The organism is Protofrankia sp. Cas4 (assembly GCF_963555915.1).
Taxonomy (GTDB): domain Bacteria; phylum Actinomycetota; class Actinomycetes; order Frankiales; family Frankiaceae; genus Protofrankia.
This window is the reverse complement of record NZ_CAUVXL010000067.1, coordinates 1-23,559: the sequence shown is the minus strand read 5'-3', so window position 1 is coordinate 23,559 and position 23,559 is coordinate 1. Positions and strand designations below refer to the sequence as shown.

22 protein-coding genes, 1 other RNA gene and 1 pseudogene are annotated in these 23,559 nt (G+C 68.1%); 6 read left to right on the top strand and 18 right to left on the bottom strand.

From position 1 onward, the window contains the following. Positions 1-7 precede the first annotated feature (7 nt). From allB to U9979_RS06935, 4 genes are all read right to left on the bottom strand, one after another. The gene (gene allB, locus U9979_RS06950) at positions 8-1,366 is read right to left on the bottom strand and encodes an allantoinase AllB (protein ID WP_322778711.1); all 1,359 of its coding nucleotides are present in this window, start codon (positions 1,364-1,366) and stop codon (positions 8-10) included. Continuing rightward, positions 1,363-3,765, bottom strand: a complete 2,403-nt coding sequence (pucD, locus tag U9979_RS06945; protein ID WP_322778710.1) for a xanthine dehydrogenase subunit D — start codon at positions 3,763-3,765, stop codon at positions 1,363-1,365. Before pucD ends, allB begins: the two co-directional genes overlap by 4 nt. 21 nt (positions 3,766-3,786) lie before the next feature. Further along, positions 3,787-4,251, bottom strand: a complete 465-nt coding sequence (locus tag U9979_RS06940; RefSeq protein ID WP_322767356.1) for a (2Fe-2S)-binding protein — start codon at positions 4,249-4,251, stop codon at positions 3,787-3,789. Between the two features lie 110 nt (positions 4,252-4,361). Continuing rightward, a complete protein-coding gene (locus tag U9979_RS06935) occupies positions 4,362-5,366 on the bottom strand; it encodes an FAD binding domain-containing protein (RefSeq protein WP_416219623.1) in 1,005 nt (334 codons plus the stop codon). 544 nt (positions 5,367-5,910) lie between these two features. On the opposite strand from U9979_RS06935, the gene U9979_RS06930 reads away from it, so the two are divergent. Further along, complete coding sequence (locus tag U9979_RS06930) at positions 5,911-7,014, top strand: Rieske 2Fe-2S domain-containing protein (RefSeq protein ID WP_416219621.1); 1,104 nt, start codon at positions 5,911-5,913, stop codon at positions 7,012-7,014. Positions 7,015-7,316: 302 nt separating this feature from the next. Here the strand turns inward: U9979_RS06930 and ssrA are convergent. From ssrA to ftsE, 4 genes are all read right to left on the bottom strand, one after another. After that, positions 7,317-7,690, bottom strand: a transfer-messenger RNA (tmRNA) gene (ssrA, locus tag U9979_RS06925). Positions 7,691-7,931: 241 nt separating this feature from the next. Beyond that, positions 7,932-8,411: an SsrA-binding protein SmpB gene (gene smpB, locus U9979_RS06920; RefSeq protein WP_322751437.1), complete on the bottom strand. Its 480-nt coding sequence runs from the start codon at positions 8,409-8,411 to the stop codon at positions 7,932-7,934. A gap of 116 nt (positions 8,412-8,527) precedes the next feature. Beyond that, a complete protein-coding gene (gene ftsX, locus U9979_RS06915) occupies positions 8,528-9,400 on the bottom strand; it encodes a permease-like cell division protein FtsX (RefSeq protein ID WP_322778708.1) in 873 nt (290 codons plus the stop codon). Between the two features lie 15 nt (positions 9,401-9,415). After that, positions 9,416-10,105, bottom strand: coding sequence for a cell division ATP-binding protein FtsE (gene ftsE, locus U9979_RS06910; protein ID WP_322778707.1), 690 nt, complete (start codon positions 10,103-10,105; stop codon positions 9,416-9,418). A gap of 46 nt (positions 10,106-10,151) precedes the next feature. Between ftsE and U9979_RS06905 the strand changes: the two genes are divergently transcribed. Then, complete coding sequence (locus U9979_RS06905) at positions 10,152-10,685, top strand: hypothetical protein (protein ID WP_322778706.1); 534 nt, start codon at positions 10,152-10,154, stop codon at positions 10,683-10,685. A 35-nt stretch (positions 10,686-10,720) separates the two neighbouring features. Here U9979_RS06905 and cobA read toward each other — a convergent pair whose 3' ends face one another. After that, entirely contained in the window at positions 10,721-11,497 is a 777-nt protein-coding gene (gene cobA, locus U9979_RS06900; protein ID WP_322778712.1) for a uroporphyrinogen-III C-methyltransferase, read from the bottom strand. Positions 11,498-11,856: 359 nt separating this feature from the next. On the opposite strand from cobA, the gene U9979_RS06895 reads away from it, so the two are divergent. After that, positions 11,857-12,441 carry a Fic family protein gene (locus U9979_RS06895; protein WP_322778705.1) on the top strand — a complete coding sequence of 195 codons (585 nt, stop codon included), beginning with the start codon at positions 11,857-11,859 and terminating at the stop codon, positions 12,439-12,441. A gap of 104 nt (positions 12,442-12,545) precedes the next feature. Here U9979_RS06895 and prfB read toward each other — a convergent pair whose 3' ends face one another. Beyond that, on the bottom strand, positions 12,546-13,646 hold the full coding sequence (gene prfB, locus U9979_RS06890) for a peptide chain release factor 2 (RefSeq protein ID WP_322767346.1): 1,101 nt from the start codon (positions 13,644-13,646) through the stop codon (positions 12,546-12,548). A 283-nt stretch (positions 13,647-13,929) separates the two neighbouring features. Here prfB and U9979_RS06885 point away from each other — a divergent pair, with 283 nt between their 5' ends. Further along, complete coding sequence (locus tag U9979_RS06885) at positions 13,930-14,865, top strand: hypothetical protein (protein WP_322778704.1); 936 nt, start codon at positions 13,930-13,932, stop codon at positions 14,863-14,865. 57 nt (positions 14,866-14,922) lie between these two features. Here the strand turns inward: U9979_RS06885 and U9979_RS06880 are convergent, their stop codons facing one another. The 4 genes from U9979_RS06880 to U9979_RS06865 all read right to left on the bottom strand — a co-directional run bounded on the left by U9979_RS06880 (position 14,923) and on the right by U9979_RS06865 (position 16,927). Further along, positions 14,923-15,420, bottom strand: coding sequence for a pilus assembly protein TadG-related protein (locus U9979_RS06880; RefSeq protein WP_322778703.1), 498 nt, complete (start codon positions 15,418-15,420; stop codon positions 14,923-14,925). Positions 15,421-15,499: 79 nt separating this feature from the next. After that, positions 15,500-15,691: a hypothetical protein gene (locus tag U9979_RS06875; protein WP_322778702.1), complete on the bottom strand. Its 192-nt coding sequence runs from the start codon at positions 15,689-15,691 to the stop codon at positions 15,500-15,502. 640 nt (positions 15,692-16,331) lie between these two features. Next, positions 16,332-16,721, bottom strand: coding sequence for a hypothetical protein (locus tag U9979_RS06870; protein WP_322778701.1), 390 nt, complete (start codon positions 16,719-16,721; stop codon positions 16,332-16,334). Beyond that, positions 16,718-16,927, bottom strand: a complete 210-nt coding sequence (locus U9979_RS06865; RefSeq protein WP_322778700.1) for a hypothetical protein — start codon at positions 16,925-16,927, stop codon at positions 16,718-16,720. The genes U9979_RS06870 and U9979_RS06865 overlap by 4 nt, the downstream gene beginning before the upstream one ends. 149 nt (positions 16,928-17,076) lie before the next feature. Here U9979_RS06865 and U9979_RS06860 point away from each other — a divergent pair, with 149 nt between their 5' ends. Together U9979_RS06860 and U9979_RS06855 are read left to right on the top strand one after the other, a co-directional pair. Then, positions 17,077-18,276: a helix-turn-helix transcriptional regulator gene (locus U9979_RS06860; protein WP_322778699.1), complete on the top strand. Its 1,200-nt coding sequence runs from the start codon at positions 17,077-17,079 to the stop codon at positions 18,274-18,276. 1,226 nt (positions 18,277-19,502) lie between these two features. Next, entirely contained in the window at positions 19,503-20,720 is a 1,218-nt protein-coding gene (locus U9979_RS06855; protein WP_322778698.1) for a helix-turn-helix transcriptional regulator, read from the top strand. A 311-nt stretch (positions 20,721-21,031) separates the two neighbouring features. Here U9979_RS06855 and U9979_RS06850 read toward each other — a convergent pair. From U9979_RS06850 to U9979_RS06835, 4 genes and pseudogenes are all read right to left on the bottom strand, one after another. Next, positions 21,032-21,301: pseudogene (locus U9979_RS06850) on the bottom strand (transcriptional regulator); the annotation flags it as partial. Positions 21,302-21,405: 104 nt separating this feature from the next. After that, positions 21,406-21,792: a hypothetical protein gene (locus U9979_RS06845; RefSeq protein ID WP_322778697.1), complete on the bottom strand. Its 387-nt coding sequence runs from the start codon at positions 21,790-21,792 to the stop codon at positions 21,406-21,408. 604 nt (positions 21,793-22,396) lie between these two features. Then, positions 22,397-22,759 carry a DUF5615 family PIN-like protein gene (locus U9979_RS06840; protein ID WP_322778696.1) on the bottom strand — a complete coding sequence of 121 codons (363 nt, stop codon included), beginning with the start codon at positions 22,757-22,759 and terminating at the stop codon, positions 22,397-22,399. Beyond that, complete coding sequence (locus U9979_RS06835; protein WP_322778695.1) at positions 22,756-22,995, bottom strand: DUF433 domain-containing protein; 240 nt, start codon at positions 22,993-22,995, stop codon at positions 22,756-22,758. The genes U9979_RS06840 and U9979_RS06835 overlap by 4 nt, the downstream gene beginning before the upstream one ends. Positions 22,996-23,559 lie beyond the last annotated feature (564 nt).

Below are 23,559 nucleotides of genomic sequence, written 5' to 3'. Positions count from 1 at the left end.
AGCCGGTTCATCTCGACAGCAGCTGGCCACGCGGTGGCCGGTCGCCGTCGACACGTTCACCACGCAGGTAGGTCGCACGCACCACGCCGTACAGCGTCCGCCCAGCGTAGGGCGTAAGCGGGTGGCGATGGGCCAGTTTGGCCGGATCAACGACAAAGGACCCGTCCGGGTCGATCACAGCGAGGTCGGCGTCGGCACCCGGGGCGATGCGGCCCTTGCGCCCCAGACCGACGAGATCGGCCGGGCCGGTGCACATCCAGCGGGCCAGCTCGGCCAGGTCGTGACCGCGGCAGCGGGCCTGGGTCCACACCGCGGCGAGGCCGAGCTGCACCGAGGCGATCCCGCCCCACGCCTGCGCGAAGTCGCCCGAATCGAGTGCCTTACGCGCCGGCGTGGCCGGCGAATGGTCGGTCACCACCCCGACGAACAGACCCTCGGCAAGCCCCTGCCACAGCGTGTCCCGGTTGCGCTCCCCGCGGATGGGCGGCGCGCACTTGTACAGGGTCGCTCCGTCGGGAACCTCGTCGGCGGTGAACGTCAGATAGTGCGGGCAGGTCTCCACGGTCAGCGCGATCCCGGCGTCACGGGCGGTGAGAACGTCGTCCAGGGCACCCGCCGCGGACAGGTGCAGGACGTGCAGGCGGGCACCGGTCGCGGCCGACAGCGCGGCGAGCCCGGCCACCGCCTCGGTCTCCGCGGCCGGTGGACGCGAGGCCAACCAGCTCGCGAACGTCCGGCCCGCCACCGGCGGCGCCCCGGCCAGGACCGACGGTGACTCGGCGTGGACGACGGTCAGCGCGCCGAGTCGGGCGGCACGGTCCACCGCGACGGCGAGGACCTCCATGGGCACGTGCGGAAACTCCGCCACCCCCGACGGCGCGAGAAACGCCTTGAAGCCGAACACCCCGTCGTCGTGCAGGGCCGCGAGCTGCGCGAGGTCCCCGATGTCAGCGCCGATGATCCCGCCCCAGAAGCCGACGTCGACCGCTATCTGACCGGCCGCCGCGGCCCGCTTGGCCGCCAGCGCCGCGACCGAGGTCGTCGGCGGAATGGCGTTCAGCGGCATGTCCACGATCGTGGTGACGCCCCCGGCGGCAGCGGCCCGGGTGGCCGTGGCGAACCCCTCCCACTCGGTGCGTCCGGGTTCGTTGACGTGGACGTGGGTGTCCACGACCCCGGGCAGCAGGGCGAGGTCCCCGAGCTCGATGACGCGCGGGCCGGCTGCGACGGCCGCCGGGGGCGTGACCGCGGTGATCCGCCCGTCCGCGATGTGGACGGCGGCCGGCCGGACGCCGTCCGGGGTCACGACCCGTGTCGACCGCAGAATCTCGGGACGCTCGGGGAACCCGAACGGGGTCGTGGTCATCGGCCGACCAGGTCCTCGGGACGGATCAGGTCCTCGGGACGGATCGGTACCCGGCGCAGGTCACGGCCGATCGCGGCCCGGACCGCCGCCACCACCGCCGGGGTCGCCGAACAGGTCGGCGCCTCCCCCACCCCCTTGACGCCGTAGGGCGAGCCGGGCTGCGGGTAGGTAAGCGCCACGAAGTCCAGCGCCGGGATGTCGGCGGTGGTGGGCAGGACGTAGTCGTGGAACGTGGGGTTGCGCACCACTCCGCCCTCGACCACGAGCTCCTCCATGAGCGCGAGCCCGAGCCCCTGGGCGGTGCCGCCCTCCACCTGCCCCCGCAGCGCCATCGGGTTGAGCACCATGCCGACATCCTGGGCGAGCGCCATCGACACCACCCGCACCAGACCAAGGTCCACATCCACGTCCACGACCGCGCGGTGCGCCGCCACGGCGAACGCCACGTGTACGTCGCCCTGGCCGTCCGGGCCCAGCGGCTGGGTCCGCCGGTGGCGGAAGACCTCCACGGCCTCGACCGGTCCGTCGGCGGCGAGCACCTCGGCAACAGACATCCGCACCCCGACCTCGCTGGCGACGATCTCACCGCCGACGAGCGTCAGTACCCGCCGCGGCTGCGTGACCACCTCGCCGGGCAGGCCCAGCCGGCCGGCCACCCGCGCCAGCAGCTGCGCGGCCACCGCGACGGCGGCGGCACGCACGGCCCCACCACTCATCCACGACTGGCGGGATGCGCTGGTCGACCCGGCACTGCCGACGGCGGTGTCCGCCGGGGCGAGCAGTACCTGGTCCACCCCGAGTTCGGTCCGCGCGATCTGCCCGGCGATCGTCACGAAACCCTGGCCGACCTCCGCGCACGCGCTGTGCACGACGACCCGCGGTGTGCCGTCCGGCGCGAGCTCCAGGCGCACCCGGGCGGTCGCGAAGTCGTCGAAACCCTCGGAGAACAACAGGTTTTTGTATACCAGGGCGTAGCCGACACCACGGCGGATCCGGCTCGGCTCGGACCCGGCCAGCCGCCCGCCCGGCAGCGACGTCACCGGGGTGCGGTCTGACACCGGTGGTGGCAGCGGACGGGCCGCGACCGTCGCGATCGCCTCCCGCGACGGCATCGGGGCAGCCACGATCTGGCCGGTGGGCAGCACATCGCCGGGTTCGAGGGCATTGCGGCGACGCAGTTCCACCGGGTCCATGCCCAGGGCGTCCGCGAGCCGGTCCATCTGCGCCTCGTGCCCGAACGCCACCTGGGGAACCCCGAAGCCGCGCATCGCCCCGCACGGCGGATTGTTCGTCCGCACCACCCAGCCGTCCACCATGGCGTGGGGGACCCGGTAGGGCCCTGCCGCGTGCGTCACCGCGTTGGTCAGCACCGCCGGGGACGATGACGCGTACGCCCCACCATCCATGATCACACGCGCGTGGACGCTGACGAGCTGCCCGGCGCCCGACGCGGTGTGACGGAACCACAGCCGAGCCGGATGCCGGTGCGGATGGCCGAGGAACGACTCGACCCGGTCGTAGCGGATCCGCACCGGCTGCCCGGTGACCCGTGCCAACAGCGCGCCGTGGATCTGCAGGGTGATGTCCTCGCGTCCACCGAACGCTCCGCCGACCCCGGCGAGGGTGAGCCGTACCCGGTACTCGGGGATGCCCAGACATGCCGCGACCTGCTCGCGATCGGAGTGCAGCCACTGGGTGGCGACCCGCATGTCGACACCGCCGTCCGCCGCCGGCACCGCCAGCGCGGCCTCGCAGCCGAGGAAGGCCTGGTCCTGCATGCCCACCACGTAGGAGTCGCTGACCTCGACCTCGCCACGGGTGTCCGGCTCACCGTGCCGCAGATGGATCTCGCGGAAGATGTTGCCGTCGGGATGCAACGGATCGGCGTCACCGCCGGCGTCCACGATCCACTCGGGATCGGTCACCGGCGGTAGGGGCTCATAGTCGACGTCGATGGCGGCGAGCGCCCGAGCGGCGGTGCGGGCGTCGCGCGCCGCGACCGCGGCGACCGGCTCACCCTGGTAGCGCACGACATCGCCGGCGAACACCGGCTGGTCTGCGACGATCAGGCCGTAGGTCGCCCGGCCCGGTACGTCCGCCGCGGTCACGACCGCCGCCACACCCGGTATGCGCCGGGCCGCGGCCGTGTCGATACGCCGGATCCGGGCCCGGGGGTGGGGGCTGCGCAACGTCCGAGCGTGCAGCATCCCCGGCAGGAAGAGATCACCGGCGTACGGGAACGTCCCGTCGATCTTGGCCGCGCCGTCCGGGCGGGGCACGGACCTACCGACACCCTGATCGGTCTGCGTCTGATCGTTGGACGTCTGATCGTTGGACGCCTGATCGCTGGACGCCTGATCGCTGGACGCCTGATCACCGGGTGAACGTGAGTGCGTCATCGGCCCACAGCCTGCCATCGATCACCGGCGGGCGTCCTGGACGGACCGGATGGCGGCGATGATCCGCCCGTAGCCGGTACACCGACAGATGTTGCCCGCCAAGGCCTCCCTGATCTCGTCCTCGTCGGCGCCCGGACGGCGGGCCAGCAGATCGGTCACGGCAACGACGAACCCCGGCGTACAGAAGCCGCACTGGACGGCCCCGTGGGCGAGGAACGCGGCCCGCACCGCCCGGGCCGGACCCCCCGTGCCCAGCCCGGCGACGGTCGTGATCTGAGCGCCTGCGGCGTCCGCCGCGAGCACCGTGCAACCCGCGACCAGCCGGCCGTCCATGAGCACCGAGCAGGAGCCGCATCGGCCCTGCTCACAGGCGTCCTTGACCGACATCACGCCCAGGTGGTCACGCAGCACGCCGAGCAGGGACTCCGACAACCAGGCATTGGTAACCGGCCGCAGCACCCCGTCGATGTGCAGGTGATAGGACACCTGCGGATCAGTCTCGGCGCCGGTCTCGGCGCCAGTCTCGGCGCCGGTCTCGGCGCCAGTCTCGGCGCCAGTCGTAGCCGCGGCATCACCATCAACGCCGGTGTCGGCGTTCACTTCCGACCCCACCCGCCGGCCTCTGATCCCGCCGCCCCCGGGGGCGCATCCGGGGGCGCATCCAGAGCCACAGCCGGGGCCGGAGCCGCAGCCGACAGGCAGCGGGCCACCGCGCGGGCCGCGAGCACTCCGGCCGCATGCCGGCGGTAGGCCGCCGACCCGCCTACCTCGTCCGGGAGGGGATCGGGTACGACCGCGGCGGCCTGCGCCACGAGCTCGCCGAACCCGGCCGCGACATCCGCGGCGATCGTGCCAGCCGCCCAGTCGATGCCCTGGCGGACGAACTCCTCGGCGGCACGCGGACGCGTCGGACGGCCCGCAACCCCGCCGATCGCGCAGTTCACCCGCTCATGCACCCGGTCGACGACCAGCGCGCACGAGACCAGCGCCGTCGATGCGGCCTGCCGGGAACCGATCTTCACGTAGACCTGCGGTCCACATGGGCGGGGCAGTCGGACGGCCGTGACCAGCTCGGTCGGGTCCAGACCGGTGGCCAGGAAAGACGGGACGTCCACGGTCCGCACCCCCTGCACGCTGTGGATCACCACCTCGGCGTCGGCCGCGGACAGGAAGGTCAACAGGTCTCCCCGCGGGTTGGCGGTGCCCAGCGCCCCACCCACCGTGCCCGTGTTGCGGATCTGGGGCGAGCCGACCACCCGCGCAGTCGCCGCCAGTCCCGGTGACAGCGACCAGCCCGTCAGATCGTGATAGGTGACACCGGCGCCGATAATCAACAGATTTGCGCTGGCCCCGCGCGAGCGCAGCTCCAGGACCCGGCGCAGGGCGACGATCCGAGCCGGGTCCCGCCGGCGGGCACGCAGCGCGGGTACCAGATCGGTGCCGCCGGCCAGGAGCTCGCCATCCCCGTCGGCCAGGGCGTCGACGACTTCGGCGACGGTCAGGGGCCGGTACATGTGGGTCGTCGGGCCGGCGGCGGGGTCGCCGGCCCGACCGGCCCGACCGGCCCGGCCGGCGAGTTGAGATGGAGCTGTCACGATCATGTGGCACACCTGGTCCGGGCGGATGATTCATGATCGCGCCGTCTTCGGGACGCCGGGTGCCGCGGGGCGCCGAGGCAGCCGGGCAGGGACGCTGGCAGGGATGACGGTCGGCCGCGCGCAACCCACATACCCACCGACGATAGAGCCGCGAGGTTACGCGCATGTTCACCATCGGCGACGGGAGAGGTCTTCGGTGTTTGCCGCTGGCCGGACCCGATGAGAGCCGACAACGGCCGGCTACCAGCCCCCTTAACGCGAAATGAACGCCGCCCACCTGCACTGACGGCGCGCCGTATCCGCCATGTACCCAGGCGTGCGTGAAATTCCCGGAAAAGGGACGACCATCACGTCAGCTTCATTGATGCCAGCTCGGATGAGATGTCAATCACCGTCACTTTGCGTCACATTCGGGAGGTGAAGTCGAAACATCAACGGGATTGAATCGTCATACTCTGAGCATGCGTTTCAGCGAACGCGATCTGACCTGTCATCCGCGCCTGTCATCCGACGGCCCCTGTTCCTGGAGGTGGTTGACGTTCCGCAATTGCTGACAAACACAGATCTCTCTCTTCGACGCGGCTGGCATCCGGTTGCACGCTCATCGGACGTCGGCGACGAACCGGTGCCTGTCCGCCTTCTCGGTGAACCCTGGGCGATCGCCCGGCTCGATGACCACGTGGTTGCCTTCGCCGACCGGTGCCCGCATCGCCTGGCGCCGCTTTCGGCCGGCCGGGTGGACGGTCCCGAGCTTGTCTGCGGCTATCACGGCTGGCGTTTCGTCGCATCCGGGGAATGCACGGCCGTACCCGCGCTTGGGCCGGGCGTGCCCGCACCCAAGCAGGCCCGGGCGACCCCCGCGTGGGGTGCCGTCGAACGCCACGGGCTGGTATGGCTCGCGCCCGAGGAACCGTTCGCGGACATCATCGACCTGCCTGAGGCGGCCGACCCCGCCTTTGACTCGGTGTGGCTGGATGTCGTACTGACGTCGTCGTGTGCCGGTCTGCTCGCCGACAACTTCCTCGACACCGCACATCTCCCGTTCGTCCACGCTGACACGATCGGCGCGGGTGAGGAGACGATCGTCCCTCCATACAAAATCACTCCCGATGGCAACGGATTCCGGGCGCGCATGAACCAGACCGTCGCCAACCCTGAGGACCCGGGCGTGGCAGCCGGTCTGCGACCATTGATTCAGCGCCGCCGGTCGACCTACATTTACCGTCCACCGTTCCAACTGCGCCTGGTGCTGGAATATCCCGACGCCGGCAGCACAAACACGATCTTTTTCTGCCTACAACCCGAGGACACCAACTCGACCCGCGTCTACACCCGCTTGTTGCGCGACGACCTCGGCGGAGACCCCGAGCGGCTGGCCGCCGCCGCCCGCTTCGAGCAGGCCATCCTGGCCGAGGACATTGCGCTTCAGGAGCGATTCGGGCTGGACGGCCTGCCGCTGATATCCAGTGGGAGCGACGGAGAGGGCGGAGAGGGCGGAGAAAAGGAGGTCAGCATCCGCTCAGACGCCGCCGGACTGGCGTTGCGACGTGTGCTGTACATACTCAGCGAACGGGCGCGACGCGGTACGACATCCGGACCGCCGGCCGGCATGCGTTACGCCCGCCGTACCCGGGCGGGTTCCCGCCCCTGAACCGATTGTGGACCGTGGAGGTGAGGCCTCCGAATGTGTCATCGGGCTGCTGAGGGGGCAGCCCGATGACACCAACGGAGACGGTCGGTAGAAGACGTCGCTATTGCCACGAAAGTCACCTACCCCTCATGCCGCCGCCGGCCGGGCGTAGGTAAAAAGGGTCGTTATACCGACGAAAACCACCGAACGCCCAGCTGCCCGAGGGGCGAAGCCCCGCACCGGGGGTCCGGGGGGTCGCCTCCCGGGCAGACATCACGCCCCCCGGGAAGCCGACCCACCGTCGGCGAACAGCATCAACCAGCTCGTGGAGGTGGCGGGAATCGAACCCGCGTCCTCCGGCACCGCAACAGGACTTCTCCGGGCGCAGCCTGCTACTTGTTTCTCAGCCCCACCAATCACACAGGCATGTCGGTGTGGGCTCAGTCACTGTGAGATGTCCCATCTGACCCCGTGACCGGGTCAGAGAGTGATCCTCCTAGCGACGCCAGACCCTGAGCCGGAGGAACTCTCAGGCTGACGGTTCCTTAGTAGCGCTTAGGCAGCGAGGCTGTAAGCGGCTGGAACAGACTGCGTCTTGTTGGCAGTTATTTCTTTGAGCGGATCGTTATCGAGATAACCGCTCATCCTCGGCCCGCTTCCCCTGCCTCGACGTCCGGAGTCGAAGCCGGTCACCCCCGTGTTCTGTCAGTATTCGTTCTGTCGAGTGTTGCCCTTGCTCCGATAGTACCGCTGATCGCTCTTGCTGCGGGCCGCCTGGACGACCGCCCACACGACCCAACGTCGGCCGCGTCCCCCATCTTCCCACGAACGCCCGGTTGTCCACCACCCCGGTCTGACGGACGGCGCCCGTACCGCTGGCGAGACAGGTGACGGTGCCCGCACGATGGTCGCCACCGATCAGTGCAGGCTGACACGGATCAGTCCTCGCGGCCCTTGGCCCGCCGACCCAGCACCCGGGAGACCTCACGGGTGGCGTCCCGCTCGGCGAGCGCGTGCCGCTTGTCGTAGGTCTTGCGCCCACGGGCGAGCGCGACCTCCACCTTTGCCCGGCCGTCCTTGAAGTAGATGGACAGCGGGACGATGGTCAGGCCGCCCTCCTTGGTCTTGCCGACCAGCTTGGCGATCTCGTCGCGGTGCAGCAACAGCTTGCGGCGCCGGCGCGGGGTGTGATTCGTCCACGTACCCTCCGCGTACTCCGCGATGTGCATGCCGTGCAGCCACGCTTCCCCGTCGCTGATCTGCGCGAAAGCATCCACCAGCGACGCCCGGCCCGCCCGTAGCGACTTCACCTCGGTGCCATGCAGCACCAGCCCGGCCTCGATGGTGTCGAGAATCGTGTAGTCATGTCGGGCCCGCCGGTTCTGTGCGACCAGCTTCCTGCCGATCTCCTTCGCCACGTTCGGTGTTCCTCTTCCTGACAGGTTCTCCAGCAGCTTCACGCCGTCTTCGACCACTTAGGCTACGCCGACGGCACGGCAAGCCGACCGCACGGCATGGCGGAGCCAGCCGTGGGTCAGACCCGCAGGTGCCGGCGGAGCGCGACCACAGCCAGGGACGCGGTCGCCGCGGAGCCGATCAGGAGAACACCGACTGCGGCGGCCCACACCGCACCCCAGTCCAGGAGCGGAAACGTGGTCTGCCGGGCAAACCTATGATCAACAAGATAGATCTTGCAGGCGATCAGCGCTATCGCCGCGAACGTCCCACCGAGCAGGCCCGTGACCGCACTCTCCACGACGAAGGGCGCGCGGATCGTCGCGTTGGTGGCTCCCACCAGCCGCATCACCGCGGTTTCCCGGCGTCGCCCGTGCGCGGACACCCGGATCATCGTATAGATCAACACGAACGCGGCAAAGGCCTGAACCGCGGCGAGGACGAAGGCCCCGACCGCGAACGCGTGCAGGAAGCGGTAGAGCGGTGCGAGCAACGCACGCTGGTCCCGTACCCGGTCGACACCATCTCTTCCGGAATAATCCGCGACGATCTCGCCGGACCGGCGTGGATCGACAAGCGTCAGACGGAACGACGCGGGCAGATCATCCGCGCTCACGCCACTGACGACATCCGGCGAATTGCGGAAGTCACGGGTGAAACGCGCGAATGCGTGCGCCTTGTCCTCGTAGACGACGGCCCGCACCAACGAGTCGGCGCGCAGATCCGCGGCGAGCTCGTCCCGCTCCGCGCTGGACACCCCGTCATTGAGGTCGATGACGACCTGGATCCGGTCGAGAACGAACCCGTCGACGGTGCGAACCTGGGCCCGCAGCAACAGGCCGGCTCCGAGCAGGGTAAGGCAGATCGCCACGGTGACGATCACTCCGAGGGTCATGGACAGGTTGCGCCGCAGGCTGGTGACACTAATGGCGAGCACCGGGCCGACGCGCATATTAGCGATCATGTCCTACAGGGCCAGTCCGTAGACGCCTCGCAGCTGGTCGCGTACCAGCGCCCCGTGTTCGAGCTCGATGACCCGCCGACGCATGGCGTCCACCGCAGCGGCGTTGTGCGTAGCCATGACGACGGTCGTCCCGGCCCGGTTGATCGCGTCCAAGAGCTTCAAGATCCCTGAACTCGTGGCCGGATCGAGGTTGCCGGTCGGTTCGTCAGCCAGCAGGATCCGCGGACGCCCGACAAAGGCCCGGGCCACCGCGACCCGTTGTTGCTCTCCGCCGGACAGCTCGTCGGGATAGCGGTTCTCCTTACCTGCCAGTCCCACCAGGTCGACAACCTCGGGGACGAGAGTGCGGACCACATGGCGCGGCCGACCGGTGACCTCCAGGGCAAAGGCCACATTGCCGGCGACCGTCCGGTCGGGCAGCAGCCGGAAATCCTGGAAAACGCACGCCACCTGCCGGCGCAGCAACGGCACCCGACGGTCGGGGATGGCGGCCAGGTCCCGGCCGGCAACCTCGACCACACCGGCGGTCGGCCGCTCGTCCCGCAGAAGCAGCCGTAGAAAAGTGGACTTCCCCGAACCCGACGGACCGACCAGGAAGACGAACTCCCCGGCGGTGATCTCGACGGTCACATCATCCAACGCGGGCCGCGCACCCGCTGGATACTGTTTGGTCACCAAGGTCATGCGAATCACGTTTGCCACTCCTCGCATCTACATTGAGACTGTAAGTCACCAGTGGATGCTAGCCAGCCGCGGGGAGCACCTGGCCAAAGGAGGCGCGACCGTCGTTCTGCGCGCCTCCGGCGGCCGCGGGGAGCACCTGGCCAAAGGAGGCGCGACCGTCGTTCTGCGCGCCTCCGGCGGCCGCGGGGAGCACCTGGCCAAAGGAGGCGCGACCGTCGTTCTGCGCGCCTCCGACGGCCGCGGGGAGCACCGGCCTGACGCCCAGGGGTGGCGGCGGGGCCGGTGGGTAGACAGAGGGGGTAGCCGCCTGAACGGTGGCGGAACTTTTCTGAACCGCCAGACATTGTGCGGGTCAGCCCCCGAGGGCGATGATGCTTCCAGTACCGGACGCAAGGAGGTCGACGGCATGTGCTGCGAGGACCTGATATGCGCCCGCTGTGCCGGCCAGGTCGCCGAGGGACGGTGTGCGTCCTGCCGGGCAGCCCGTGACTCCATGCACCAGCCATCCATCACGATCACACCCCAGGCGCTGATCGTCATCGTGTCGGTGCTGCTGATGCTGACCCTGCTGGCTGTTCGACACGGCTAGCTGCCGGTCTTGTTCGGCCGGTCAGGTCACGGGTATCAGGCCAGCATCTCGCGCAGCGCGACCACGTCACCAATGACGATCACGGATGGCGCCATGATGCCCGCCTCGGCGGCCAGGGCCGCGATGTCGGCGAGGGGGCCGGTCACCACCTGCTGATCAGCGGTTCCCCCGCCGTGGATCACAGCGGTCGGAGTGGATCCCGCGCGGCCTCGCTTGACCAACTCCGCGGCAATCTGCGTGAGCGCGCCGACGCCCATCAGGACGACGATCGTCCCGGCACCGGTCGCCACGGCGTCCCAGTCGACGGTCGAGCCCGGATGGGACGGATCGAGGTGACCCGAGACGATCGTGACGTCCTGAGTAATCCCACGGTGGGTGACCGGAATGCCGGCCAAGGCCGGAACGGCCACCGCGCTCGTCACACCCGGCACAACCTCGCAGGGCACCCCCGCGTCCAGGCACGCCAGCGCCTCCTCACCACCGCGACCGAAGACAAAGGGATCTCCTCCCTTGAGCCGTACCACCCCGAGTCCCCGCCCGGCCCGGTCAACGATCAGACGGTTGATCTGATCCTGGGTGATGTTGTGGCCGTGTACCTCCTTGCCCGCATCCACGATCTCGACGCCGGACCCGAGGTCGTCGAGCAGCGCCCGCGGGGCCAACCGGTCGACGACCACCACGTCGGCCCGGCGCAGCAGTTCCAGACCGCGAACGGTGATCAGATCAGGACGCCCCGGACCACCTCCGACCAGCGCAACCCAGCCGGTCCCGCCCCGAGGCGCACCTGCACGTCGGCCCACCTGCGCGTCCATGCGCGGGTGCCCCTGCGGCGTCCCCGCCCACTGGTCGGCACCGGCAGTCGGATCCGTCTCGAAACTGTCCACACCCCAGAGTGTGCGTCCTACCGGGCGTGCATGTCCTCAGTCAGCAGGTCCGCCAGCAGGTCCGCCAGCGGAGCCCGTCGATCAGCTGGCGTTTCGACCGGCCTACCGGCCCGGGCGGGCCAGGGCCGTCACCGAAGTTGCTCTGCTCTAATTAGATATGGCCGAACTCAGCAACTTCGCCGGATCGGACGCCGCAACCACCCACGGGAACCGGCGCGGACGCCCATCCCGCATCGAGGTGTACATACGTGTCGACTCAGCTGTCGCGGAGTTGCTGGACCGATTCGGTGGACTACCGCTTCCGGGAACATGACATCGCGCCCTTCCCGGGAGGCATGAGCCCGCCAAGCCATCCGCTGGTGCCGGCACGGATGCGCGACTGGCTGGACGACGTCCAGGCGGTCACCACCGACGACGGCCGTCATCTCATGGAGCGTCTCGCACGCATCCACGCCGCCTTCGAACGGGTGCATCCGTTCCTGGACGGAAACGGCCGTACCGGACGGCTCCTGCTGAACCTCGTGCTCTGCCGCCTCGGCTACCCGCCGGTTGTCGTCGCACGGCGCGACCGCGATCGCTATCTGAAGGCCCTCCGCCAGGCGGACGCGGGAAGTCCGGGAATGCTCGGCGAGATGATCGCCCGTGGTGTGCTGGACAACCTTTACCGGTTCGTGGTGCCGGCCGTGGCCGAGCCTGCGAGCCTCGTTCCGCTCGCGGCCCTCGCTTCGGACGAGGTGAGCACGGTGGCGCTGCGAACAGCCGCCATCCGCGGGCGGCTCAAGGCGGTCCACAGCGAGGACGGGCAGTGGCGAAGCAACCGGCTGTGGGTTGACGAGTACCTGGCGTCACGACATCAACGGCTCGGCTCCTGACCGGTACGGCCATTCGGTCAGGATCGCTCAAACGCCGTCGGATGTGGCCGAAATCGGCACCTTCCCGTTGTCCGGGGCACGACGACCTGTTGCCGCGCCAGCGATCAGCTGGCGCCTTCGTTGGTGCGTCGCCAGCGGACCTCCGCATCGATGAAGTCGTCGATGTCGCCGTCCAGCACCGCCCCGGTGCCGGACGTCTCCACCTCGGTGCGCAGGTCCTTCACCATCTGGTACGGATGCAGCACGTAGTTGCGGATCTGGGAGCCGAAGGACACGTCCTGCGGACCGCCGGTCAGCCGCTGCTTCTCGGCGGCCTCCTCGACACGCCGACGTTCCAGCAGTTTGGCCTGCAGCACCATCATGGCCGCGGCCTTGTTCTGCAGCTGGCTGCGTTCGTTCTGGCAGGTCACCACGATGTTCGTCGGCAGGTGGGTGATCCGCACCGCCGAGTCGGTGGTGTTGACGCCCTGCCCGCCCGGACCCGACGAACGGAAGATGTCGATCCGCAGTTCCTTGTCGTCGATCTCGACATGGTCGGCCTGTTCGACGGCCGGGGTCACCTCGACCCCCGCGAACGACGTCTGGCGGCGGTTCTGGTTGTCGAAGGGGCTGATCCGCACCAGCCGGTGGACGCCGTGCTCGCTGCGCAGCGTCCCGTAGGCGTACGGCGCCTTGATCTGGAACGTGGCGGACTTCAGACCCGCCTCCTCCGCCTCGGAGGTGTCGAACACCTCGGCGCCGTAGCCGTGCCGTTCGGCCCACCGCAGGTACATGCGCAGCAGCATCGCCGTCCAGTCGGCGGCGTCCACGCCACCGGCACCGGCGGAAAGCTGAATGATCGCGTCCCGCTCGTCGTACTCACCGGACAGCAGCGTACGAACCTCGAGCGTGGAGATGTCACGAGCGAGCTTGGGAAGGCCCACCGCGGCCTCGGCCAGCAGGTCCTCATCGGCGAGGTCGAGAGCGGTGATGATGTCGTCGAGGCGCCGCCGCAGCGCTTCGACCCGGGCGATGTCCCCACGCACCGACGAGAGCCGGCGGGTGACGCCCTGCGCCCTGGACTGGTCGCTCCACAGGTCCGGATCCGTTGCCTCACGCTCCAAGTCCGCGGCGCGGCGTCGGAGACTTTCAAGATCAAGAACTGTTTCGATGCCTGCGAGCGTCGAGTCGAGAGCCTTGATCTCCTCTGCGAGGTCGGCGGCCATGAGACCCACCTTACCGTCGGAAACGCGCCGCCCCCACCTGGATGCCGATCTTGGCGTGGCGAGGCCGGAACCCACGTCGGCGTCTTGGATTCAGAATTCGCACAAAGAGACCCAGAGCACATCCAACAGGCCCTTGCCACCGAGGCACCGGACCGTCCCACCGACTATCTTGACTGCCAGCGGGCTCTTCGGCCCGACGGGCTCTTCGGTCGGAAATCGGTGACAGCTGAATGTCACCCGGGCCATCTTAGACCGATTTCGCGCTGGTGAACGCTGGAGAGCCGTGACCGACAATACCGCCGGTACCGACCCACGTGTCGATACCGGCGAGCTGCATGACACCTGCATCCAGATCCTGAGCGAAGCGCTCGTCAACTACGAGACGGCCGACCTGTCCGACACCATATCGGCGCTGACGCCCCTGCACCAGACCACCCGGACGGTGCCGCGTACCCGACGGTTGCGGGGGGCGGTCGCCCTGGACTGGATGCGCCTGCACGCTGCCGTGACCGCCACCATGGCAGGCGCCGCATACGACCAGGGGCGCCACGGCGACGCCGTCTCGCTGGCCGATCGGGCCGCAACGGTGGCACGCGCCGCCGGCGACGGCCCGCTGGCCGGCAGTGCCCTGGCGATACGCGCCCGGGTGGTACGCCAGCACAGCCCGGCGGTGGCACTGCAGATCGCCGGGGCCGCCGGCCGGATCGCCGGAGCGAGCCCGGCCCGGGCCATGGTGGCCGGCAAGGTCTCGGCCGGCTCATACGCGGCCGTCGGCGATGTCGCCGGCGTCCGGCAGGCGGTGGTCCGCGCCTGGCAGATCATGGAGTTGCTGGCCCCGTCCGCGCAGGGACGCCCCGGCTTCGCGCTCGACACGTATTCCCCGGCGGACCTGGCCCTCGCCAGTGCCGAGGCGCTGACCACCGTCGGTGTCGCGGACGAGGCCGAGCCCTACCTTGAACGGGCCGCCGCGCTGATCGCGGACAGCGGGCAGACCGGTATGATCATTGCCGTGCACATGGCACAGGCACGGACCGCGCTGGCACGCAACCGCCCCGACCCCGACGAAGCGGCGCACCATGCGGCGCGGGCTGTGACCCTGGCCATGCACCGGCCGGCACAGTGGGTCGCCCGGCTCGTCCGCGACGTCTCCGCGCTCGCCGCCAAGCGCACCGGCCATCAGCTCGACGATCTTATCGCCATCACGGCCCCCTGGTTCTGATCCTCTCGCTCCAAGACCTCCGGTGGCCCGCGCAGGGTGGCAGCAGCCCGAATACCGTCAGGGGCCGGGCGGACGGACGAGCGACTGGGCGTCCGCGCTGGCTGTGACGGTGACCGGGCCGATGCCCAGGAGCGCCACCACCGGCAACACGACCGTTCGACTGCCGGTCACCCGAACGGTCGTCGGGTTCAGCAGCTGCGCCGTGAGCACCGTGTGCCCGGACGGGTCGGCGTCGACCTGGTATCCGGCGACGGTCGCGGCGACCTCGGCAAGCGGCAGCTGCTGGAGATCCTGGGTCGCCGTGTAGATGGCGGCATCGTTGACATGCTGCGCGGCGGCGAGGGCTGCGCCGTCGGCCGCCGAAGCCACCGAGCGTTTGGCCAGATACACCGCGGAGGCATCGGTCACCACGAGCGCCAGCATCAACGCGATCATGACATAGCCGAGGGTGAGTATCAGGATCGTGCCAGCGTCCGTGTCCGTGCGCGGGTGTGGGCGCGGTCCCGCGCGAGGCGCCCGCCTGGGCCTGGCTGCCCACTGCCATGATCGGCTCATGTGACTGTCCGGTCGCGTCGGTAGGCGTCCACGACCACAATGAACGTCCCGTTCTGGGCCGGCGGGACGTTTGCCCAGGTCAGCGGGCATCCATTTTGGTAAGAGCCTCGTGCGACGTGGCGGCCAGCACGACTACCTCCACATCAGAACCGTCGTCGCGCGACCGCTCGGCAGAAAAACGGGCTGCGAGTGCTGCGCGCCGGTCCGCGAAGGTCTTCTCCTGAAGCAGCCGACCTGCGCGACGGTCGTCCACGACCAGGAAGTAGCTCACTCGGGCACGGTACCGAACATGGAGTCGACCTTCCGCGCCAGCGGCAACCGGGCACGATCCGCCCGCGACAGGGTGGCCGGCTGCCCCTGAACCCTAACCCGATCCACCATGAGCCCAGCTTGCACAGCACATGGCAGCAAATCAACGGACCTGATTCCTACCGCAGCGTTGCCGCATCGTCCGCTGGCGTTCGTGGACGTCCACCACCGTCCACCGACATCTCACCTTCCACGAAAAGAATCTCCGAAGAATTGTTCGGCAGTTGACTTTCACCGAATGGATCATAGTTGCGGAAAGGTTTCTGGCTGGATTCGAACCCTTGTTCAGCTCCCCAGTCCGGGCTCGGATGTCAGCGGACAAAACCTGGAGGTAGGTTCACCGGGCAGCCAGACAGAGTGGCTACACCCGGTTGGAGTGATCCGCCAGGTCTGGCGGTTACGCGGATCGTCGATCTGCACAGGCAGCCGGACACCGGGTCGGATGGCCTGCGCGTGAGCCCAGGCATGGCATACAGCCCACGACGTGGTGTGGCCGAACGGGACGGAGCAGCCGACCGTCACCGTCAAGGAGAAGCAGCGAATCAAGATCGGCCAGTGTGCCCGGCTCCCTACTACCGCCTGTTTCCGCACCGCGGATCGCGTCAGTGGCAACGGGCAGGCGCGCATCCGCGCATCCGCGCATCCGCGCACGACGGTGACGACCGGCGAGCGGACCGCCGACGCACAAAGCGCTGTCGATGACGCAGCTGCTCCGGACCCAAAGCGACGGCAACGGCGCTGTAAACCATGTCGAGCGCGGCCTGGATACCGGACCGGAAGGCGGCCTGTTCTCCTGCGGTGACCGCGGGACCGGCGGTAAGCAGCGGTGGGGGTTCGACACTGAGAGCGGCGTGCAGACCGCGGCGCATGTCCGAGGTCAGAAGCACCGGGTCACCCTGCGGGTTTCGGTCATACGCCGCATCCTGTGCGATGACCGCGAGAGCGTAAGCGCGCAGAGCCGCCCCGTTCGACAAGACGGGCTCACCGTTCACCGGTCCGCCTCGTTCCAGCGGACACCAGCTGCCGCAGCGATAGCGAGGAACTCCACCGGCCCGACCGCGTAGTCCTCCATCCTCGCCGAGCGGGCACATCGATCGGCCGCACCCGCACTTTCAAAGACCAGCACGATCGCCGACACCCGCTGCTGCGTCTCTCCCTCGAACCTGACCAGCCCGTACACCGGCTCGATATCCGCCATCGATCATTCCTTTCGGGACAGGAACCACTGTGCTACCGGTGCGGACAGTAAGCGGAACGGAGCGCGACGAAGTGGCACAGTGCAGACACAGCCGCATCCCGGTTACCCTGGGCGCACATCAAGCGATCGCCTGGACGGGGTAGATGCGGATGACCGGACCGCACATCGGCGCGAGGATCTCCGCGGAACGCAAGCTCCGCGGATTCAGCCAGCAGCAACTCGCCGCCCGCGCGCATGTCTCCCACAGCCTGCTGACAAAGGTCGAGCAAGGACGCCGTCCCGCATCCCCCGCTCTGGTCACCGCCGTAGCCCGCGCGCTCGACGTCGACCGGGGCCAGCTCACCGGTCAGCCGTTCCGCGCACCCCGCGATCGGGACCACGCCGTGCACGACATGGTGCCCCGACTGCGCCAGGAGATCCTCGCCACCGCCCTCACCCCGTCCGAGGACCGGCCCACCCCGTCGCTGCCCGCCCTGTCCGCCGCGGTCACCGCCATCACCCACGCGGCGGAGCGAACGGATCTGGCCCTGATCGGTGAACGCCTTCCGCCCCTGCTCGCCGATCTTCGCCTCGCCGCGCACACGACCAGCGGACAGGACCGCGAACAGGTCATGCGACGGTGGGCGCAAGCGTTCGGCGCCGCCCGTGGCTTCACCCAGAACCTCGGCTACTTCGACCTCTCCACCGTGATCGCCAGCCATTACGACACCATCGCCGCCGCATCCGGAGACCCGCTGTGCATGACCCTGGGAATCACCAAACACGCCCAGGATCTCGTGGCAGTCGGCCGCCACGACCAGGCCCAGCAACTCCTCCAACAGGCCCGCGACCAACTGGAACCCCTGCTTGCCAGCAACGCACCGGAGGTCCTGTCGGTTTTCGGCTACCTGCATCTGCGGTCCGCGCTCGCGACCGCCCGTGCCGCCGACCCCGTCCGGACCGACGAACACTGGCGCGAGGCAGCCGCCTATGCCGCTCGGCTGGACGGTGAGCCCAACCATTACGGCCTGTGGTTCGGCCCCTCGAACATCGGAATCTGGGGAGTCGGACTCGCCGTCGAACTCGTGGACGGGCCGTTGGCGATACGACGCGGTAAGCAGCTGAGAATCTCCCCCGCCCTACCCCCAGCACGGGTCGGACATCACTACATTGATCTCGCCCGAGCACAGCTGTTGACCGGGCACCGCCAGGCATCCCTGGTCTCGCTCCAAAGCGCCAGAAGGATCAGCCCCCAGCAGACCCGTTACCATCCCATGGTCCGCGAGACCATCGCCGGAATCGCCCACGCCGAAAGACGCTCGACCGAATCCCTCCGCAACATCGCCGCATGGGTCGGCATAGAACCCTGACCTAACACGGCATGCACATGACAGGTCCTTGCGTGTTGCCGAATTACTCGGTTTTAGCTAAGAGCGCGGCACGGGCCGCGCCGCGCACAACCCAGACCAGGAATGGCACGTATGCCAGGCACACCGACACCCGCGGGCATGCCGGTCAGGCCGACCGCCGCCGGATAGGCGAATCCATGCCGTACCGAGCGGCACGGATTCGCGATGCTCGTCCTGTTCCCCAGGCCGGTTCACCAAACACCCGAACGCGTTCCGGAATACGCAGCCATGCGACCACCGGAGACCATCGCTGGGCACGCCAAGGGCAGACGAAAACCGAGCAGGGGCACGCCATCGGGCATCCGGGCCACAGCATGGGGTCGCTTCGCTTCCCTGGCAGCCCGGCCCCTCGTCCAGGGTAGGCAAGACTATCTGCGGTCACCGTGAGACCCGTGTAGATCGTCAATCCGACTCGGATTTGTAGATCGCGGGCACTCCCGGACAAGCGTGACGAGCAGAACCTTTGATTTCAGTCCGACTCGGATTTGTAGATCGCGGGCACCTCTCAAGAATTTCACTCGTCGTCACCGGCAAATGTTTCAATCCGACTCGGATTTGTAGATCGCGAGCACAATAACAACAACAAGAAAAGACAAGGAGGGACAGTTTCAATCCGACTCGGATTTGTAGATCGCGGGCACCCACAACGTCGACGAACCGGACGACCTGCTGGTGTTTCAATCCGACTCGGATTTGTAGATCGCGGGCACTCACGTCAGCGGCTACCGCTGTGCAGGGCGATGTTTCAATCCGACTCGGATTTGTAGATCGCGGGCACGCTGTCCGAATTCTACACCCGCTGACCTGCGACGATGCAAGATCATACCACAACCTCCATCCGAAGATCCTTAGGATCATGAATATATGATCTATAGGTGTCGCATCGCAGCAGGTCACAGCATATGTCGATCGCCCACCACAACCTCCCGCGCTCGTCGGCGTGTCGGCGGTTGTGGTAAACGATCATTGTGCATCCCCCGTCCCGACAGCGCATGGAACCGACCCGCGGAACCCGGCCGACGGACATCGCCAAGCGCAGGAGACCAAAGCGGCACCCACGTCCCACTGGCCGGACGTCCACCAGAACCCTCAAGCCCCCGAAACCCTGAACACTTGGAGCACAGCTATCGCAGAACGTACGCCCACCCGATCTACACTGTCACCAACCGCACACCCTGGAGGGCTCGATGGCCGAGCAATCCCTCGGCGACCGCCTCGCCCAAGTCCGCCGTCGGCGCAGCCTCACCCAAGAGGAGTTAGCCCAAGCCGCCGGTGTCTCGGTCGCCACCATCTTCAAACTCGAGCAAGGCCAGCGCACCAGCGCCCGTGTCAGCACCCTTCACGCCCTGGCCCGCGCCCTCGGCGTCACAACCTCTGAACTCTTCGGCCCAGGTGCCGAGCTGGACCCAGACACCAACGGGGATACCGCGAGCCTCGTCGCCCTCCGTCGCATCCTCGCCCCCGCTCCCGGCGCCCCGTCCTCCGTCGACGACCTACCCACCCTCGACGATCTCAAGGCGTCCATCAGCGCCGTAAGCCGCACCGGCCTGCACTGCCGCTACACCGACACCCTCGCCGAGCTCCCGCCCCTCATCAGCTCCGCCCAGGCCGCCGCCGACCACTACCAGGGCCAAGACGGCCTGGGCGCTCAACACCTGTTGGCCCGGGCCTACCTCACCACCGGCACCGTCCTCGCCCAGTTCCGCCATGAAGACCTCGCCTACGACGCCATCATTCGGGCCATCACCGCCGCCCAACAAGCCGGTGACCCCATCCTCCATGCCTCCGGTATCTACCACCTCGGCTGGATCTTCATCCGCCAAGGCCGCTTCGACGACGCCGAAGACGTCACCGTCCGCACTGCGGAAGCCATCGAGCCCTCCATCAGCCGATCCAGCCCCGCCCACATCGCCATCTGGGGCCGCCTCCTCGTAGAAGCCTCAGCCGCCGCTGCCCGCAATAACCGGGCCGCAGCCTCCCGGGATCTCCTCACCCTCGCCCGGTCCGCCGCCGCCCGGCTCGCCCACGACCGCTTTGACTACGACCAGCACTGGTCCTCCTTCGGCCCCACCACCGTCGCCGCCATCGAAGTCGAAAACGCCATGACCACCGGCGACGCCGACCACGCCGTCCACCTTGCCCGCCAAATCCCCGCCAGCGACCACATCCAGCTCGTCACCCGAATGCGCCACCTCCTTACCATCGCCGAAGCCTCCGTGGCCACCCGCAACTACGAAACCTCCGTCAAGACCCTGCAAACCGTCCGCGACGCCGCTCCCGAGTGGCTCAAAAACCAGCGCCTCGCCCGCCACGTCGTCCGCGACCTCCTCGACGCCACCAGCATCCGCCGCGCCAAAAACGTCGGCCTTGCCGAACTCGCCGACTACATCGGGGTGCGGCCGTAAGCCCGAAACGGGGACCGTTCACGCCATCATTCCGTTTCGCCTTCCAGCCCCACCGTGCCCTCCCCGCCCGTAAGGATCCGTAATGAAGTAAGTAATGCAGGCCGGCATGCGTCTTCGCAGGTCGGGGGCTCGCAAGGGCCCCAAAGTGAACAAGTTATTTCATTCCGAATCCTAAGCGCCACCAGCACCGGCCCCACAATCCGGGCCACCGCCTCCACCCCGGTGGCCTCAACCTCCGCCAGCGCCCGGACCGCCAACTGGAGCCGCTTCCGCAATAACGACACCTCCATTGTCCGCAACACCGCCGGATCATCGTCCACCGGCAACCACGTCGGCCACGGATGCGCCACCACCACCTCCGTCGGCACCTCCAGAACCGCGGCCAACGCCCGCTGCGATAACTGGTCCGGCACCACCCCCTTGTGCTCCCAGCGCCACGTCTTCTGCCGTTCCGCCGCCATATTCGGCACCCCCATCTGCCGGGCCTGCCGGGCAATAACCCGCGCCAGCTGCTGGTACGACCAGCCTCGGGCTGCCCGGACCCGTGCCAACGGGTGTATCCGCAGCTCACACCCGATGATATCTTTCTCGTTCTCTAACCATTCCGGCCCGCAAGCCTCAACGGACTCGGTAAGGCCGTCCGTTACTGTCGTCGCTGTACCGGCATCCGGAACCGTTGCCCCCATCACGGCCGCCGCCTCACGAGTCGCGCCATCGTCGCCGTCAGGCGTCCCAACTCCTCAGTCACCGCATCAACCCACTCCACGATCCCCGCGACTTCCCCCGGCGCCACCCCTGACAACTGGCCAGCCACCGCCGCCAACGTCGCGCACGCTGTCCGTCCCTGAACCTCCGCCGCCCCGATCGCCAGCTCCAACCGGTACCGCAGCGGGGAAGTCAGTCCCGTCCCCGCCTCATCCGCTGGCGCCTCCCGTACCTCCAGCTCGCCACCGAACACGGCCTCGAGCTCTGCCGCCACCTGCACCGGCCAGCTGACAACCGGCGGGAAAGCCCTTGGTCCCTTCGCGTCCAACCCGCCCACCCGTTGCCGTGGCGGGCGCGGTCTCACCACCCGGCTTCCTGTACATCCACATTCCCTGCACATGACCCCTCCAGACGCTATGAATCATCACCAACCTGGCGGGCGCCCGGAGCCGGGGAGTGCGTTCCTCATACCCGACCCCGGGCGCCTAATTCAAAGCGTGGCAGGACAGTTACCCAGAATGGAATACACGTTCGGGCATATTTCATGCCCTTGCGCCTTGCCAGGTAGTACGGGGTGTCATAGAAACGCTGGCGACATATCGCCATTTGCCGGATGACGGCACACAACTACCAGCTCAGTAGTTTCTACAAAATCTGTCTCGTACAGGTTGACGGGTTCCGCAGCCTCGACGAACTCTTCACCTACAGCCGCGCTGTAAGTCTGACTGCCGTCAAGGTCACCGACCACGTTGAATAACCACGCCGCCGCCGGTCCGCCTTCGTCGCAGCTGCTGCGTCTCGGCATCGACACCATACAGGCCCCCACCCGCCAATCAATTCATGCAACGCCCTGTATGGATCAGAAGATTGGGGGTTCGAGGCCCTCCGAGCGCACGCTGGTTGAGGCAGGTCAGAGCCCCGCAGCCCACCAAGGGCGCGAGGCTTTTGATCGTCTTGTAGCAACCACGCTGTCAGGCATCCGCACGGCGGATGCGGAGCAACCCTCGGTGAACCACCGTCACCGTCCCGACGAGATCGGCCAGATCGTGATGCGTCACCAGGTTCTCCACCGCGGCCACAGCCGAACGCGCCGACTGCTCGTCGAGCCGGAACACGACGATCCCGCCATGGGATCCCGGCGGGTACGACTGGATGTTGCCGAACCCGCGGTCCAACGTGACAACGATGCGAGCCTCACGACCCGCGGCGGCAAGGACCTCCGGATCGGCACAATCAGTGAGCTTCTCGTCGAACACCGTGTCAGCGTCGACCCCGAGCGCGGCGAGCCTCCCGGCTAACGAGACCGGAAGCCCCTCGTCGATCTTGACCTTCACGGAGCCATGCTCAACGGAACGAGGTCCTCCCGGGCCAACCGTGCCCCGTAGGCGGCAGCCGCCCGCACACCCGACTCGTCGATAGACGGATACTCGGCCACGATCTCGCTGACCGACATGCCATCCGCCAGACAATCGAGCAGCACGCTCACCGGCACCCTGGTACCCAGGATACATGCCTGCCCATGCCCGACCGCAGGATCCGCCGCGATCAGAGCCAGCCGGTCAACTCCCATAGCTCAGTATGTGCCCGGGGAACCCGGGACAGACGACAGCCACACTGACAGCCACGGCGGCGGACGAGCACGGACGACGGACATCCACGCACGATCACCCCAGGGTCACAACGCTCGGCGGACGTATGCGGACGATCATGAGCAAAATAAAGATCAAAAAGTTGAGGGTTCCAGTCTCTGCGAGCGCGCAGCAGCATCCCCAACCCGGTTGGCGGCCCGCCAGCGGTGTCCCACAGCCCGCACAGCCCTCCGGCTCGTGGGCCACCTCGATGTCGGGTTCACCGACCTGCTCCAAGGTCCGGCCGTGGTGGCCGTCCTGCCATGTACGTGCCCCAGCCCCACTCCTTGATCCACACCCCTACTGCCAGGCGCTCCTAACGATGTGAATCTGATGCTCCTCCCACAACACCAGAGTCACATCGTTCCCACAGAGCGTCCGGCAACAGGGGCGCGAACATCGGCGGAATCCCTTACGGTGCAGTGGTTCCGGTCCGGTTACGGCGGTAGGCGTCCACGACCACGATGAACTTTCCGTTGACCGTGATATCCGCCAGCCCGGTGAAC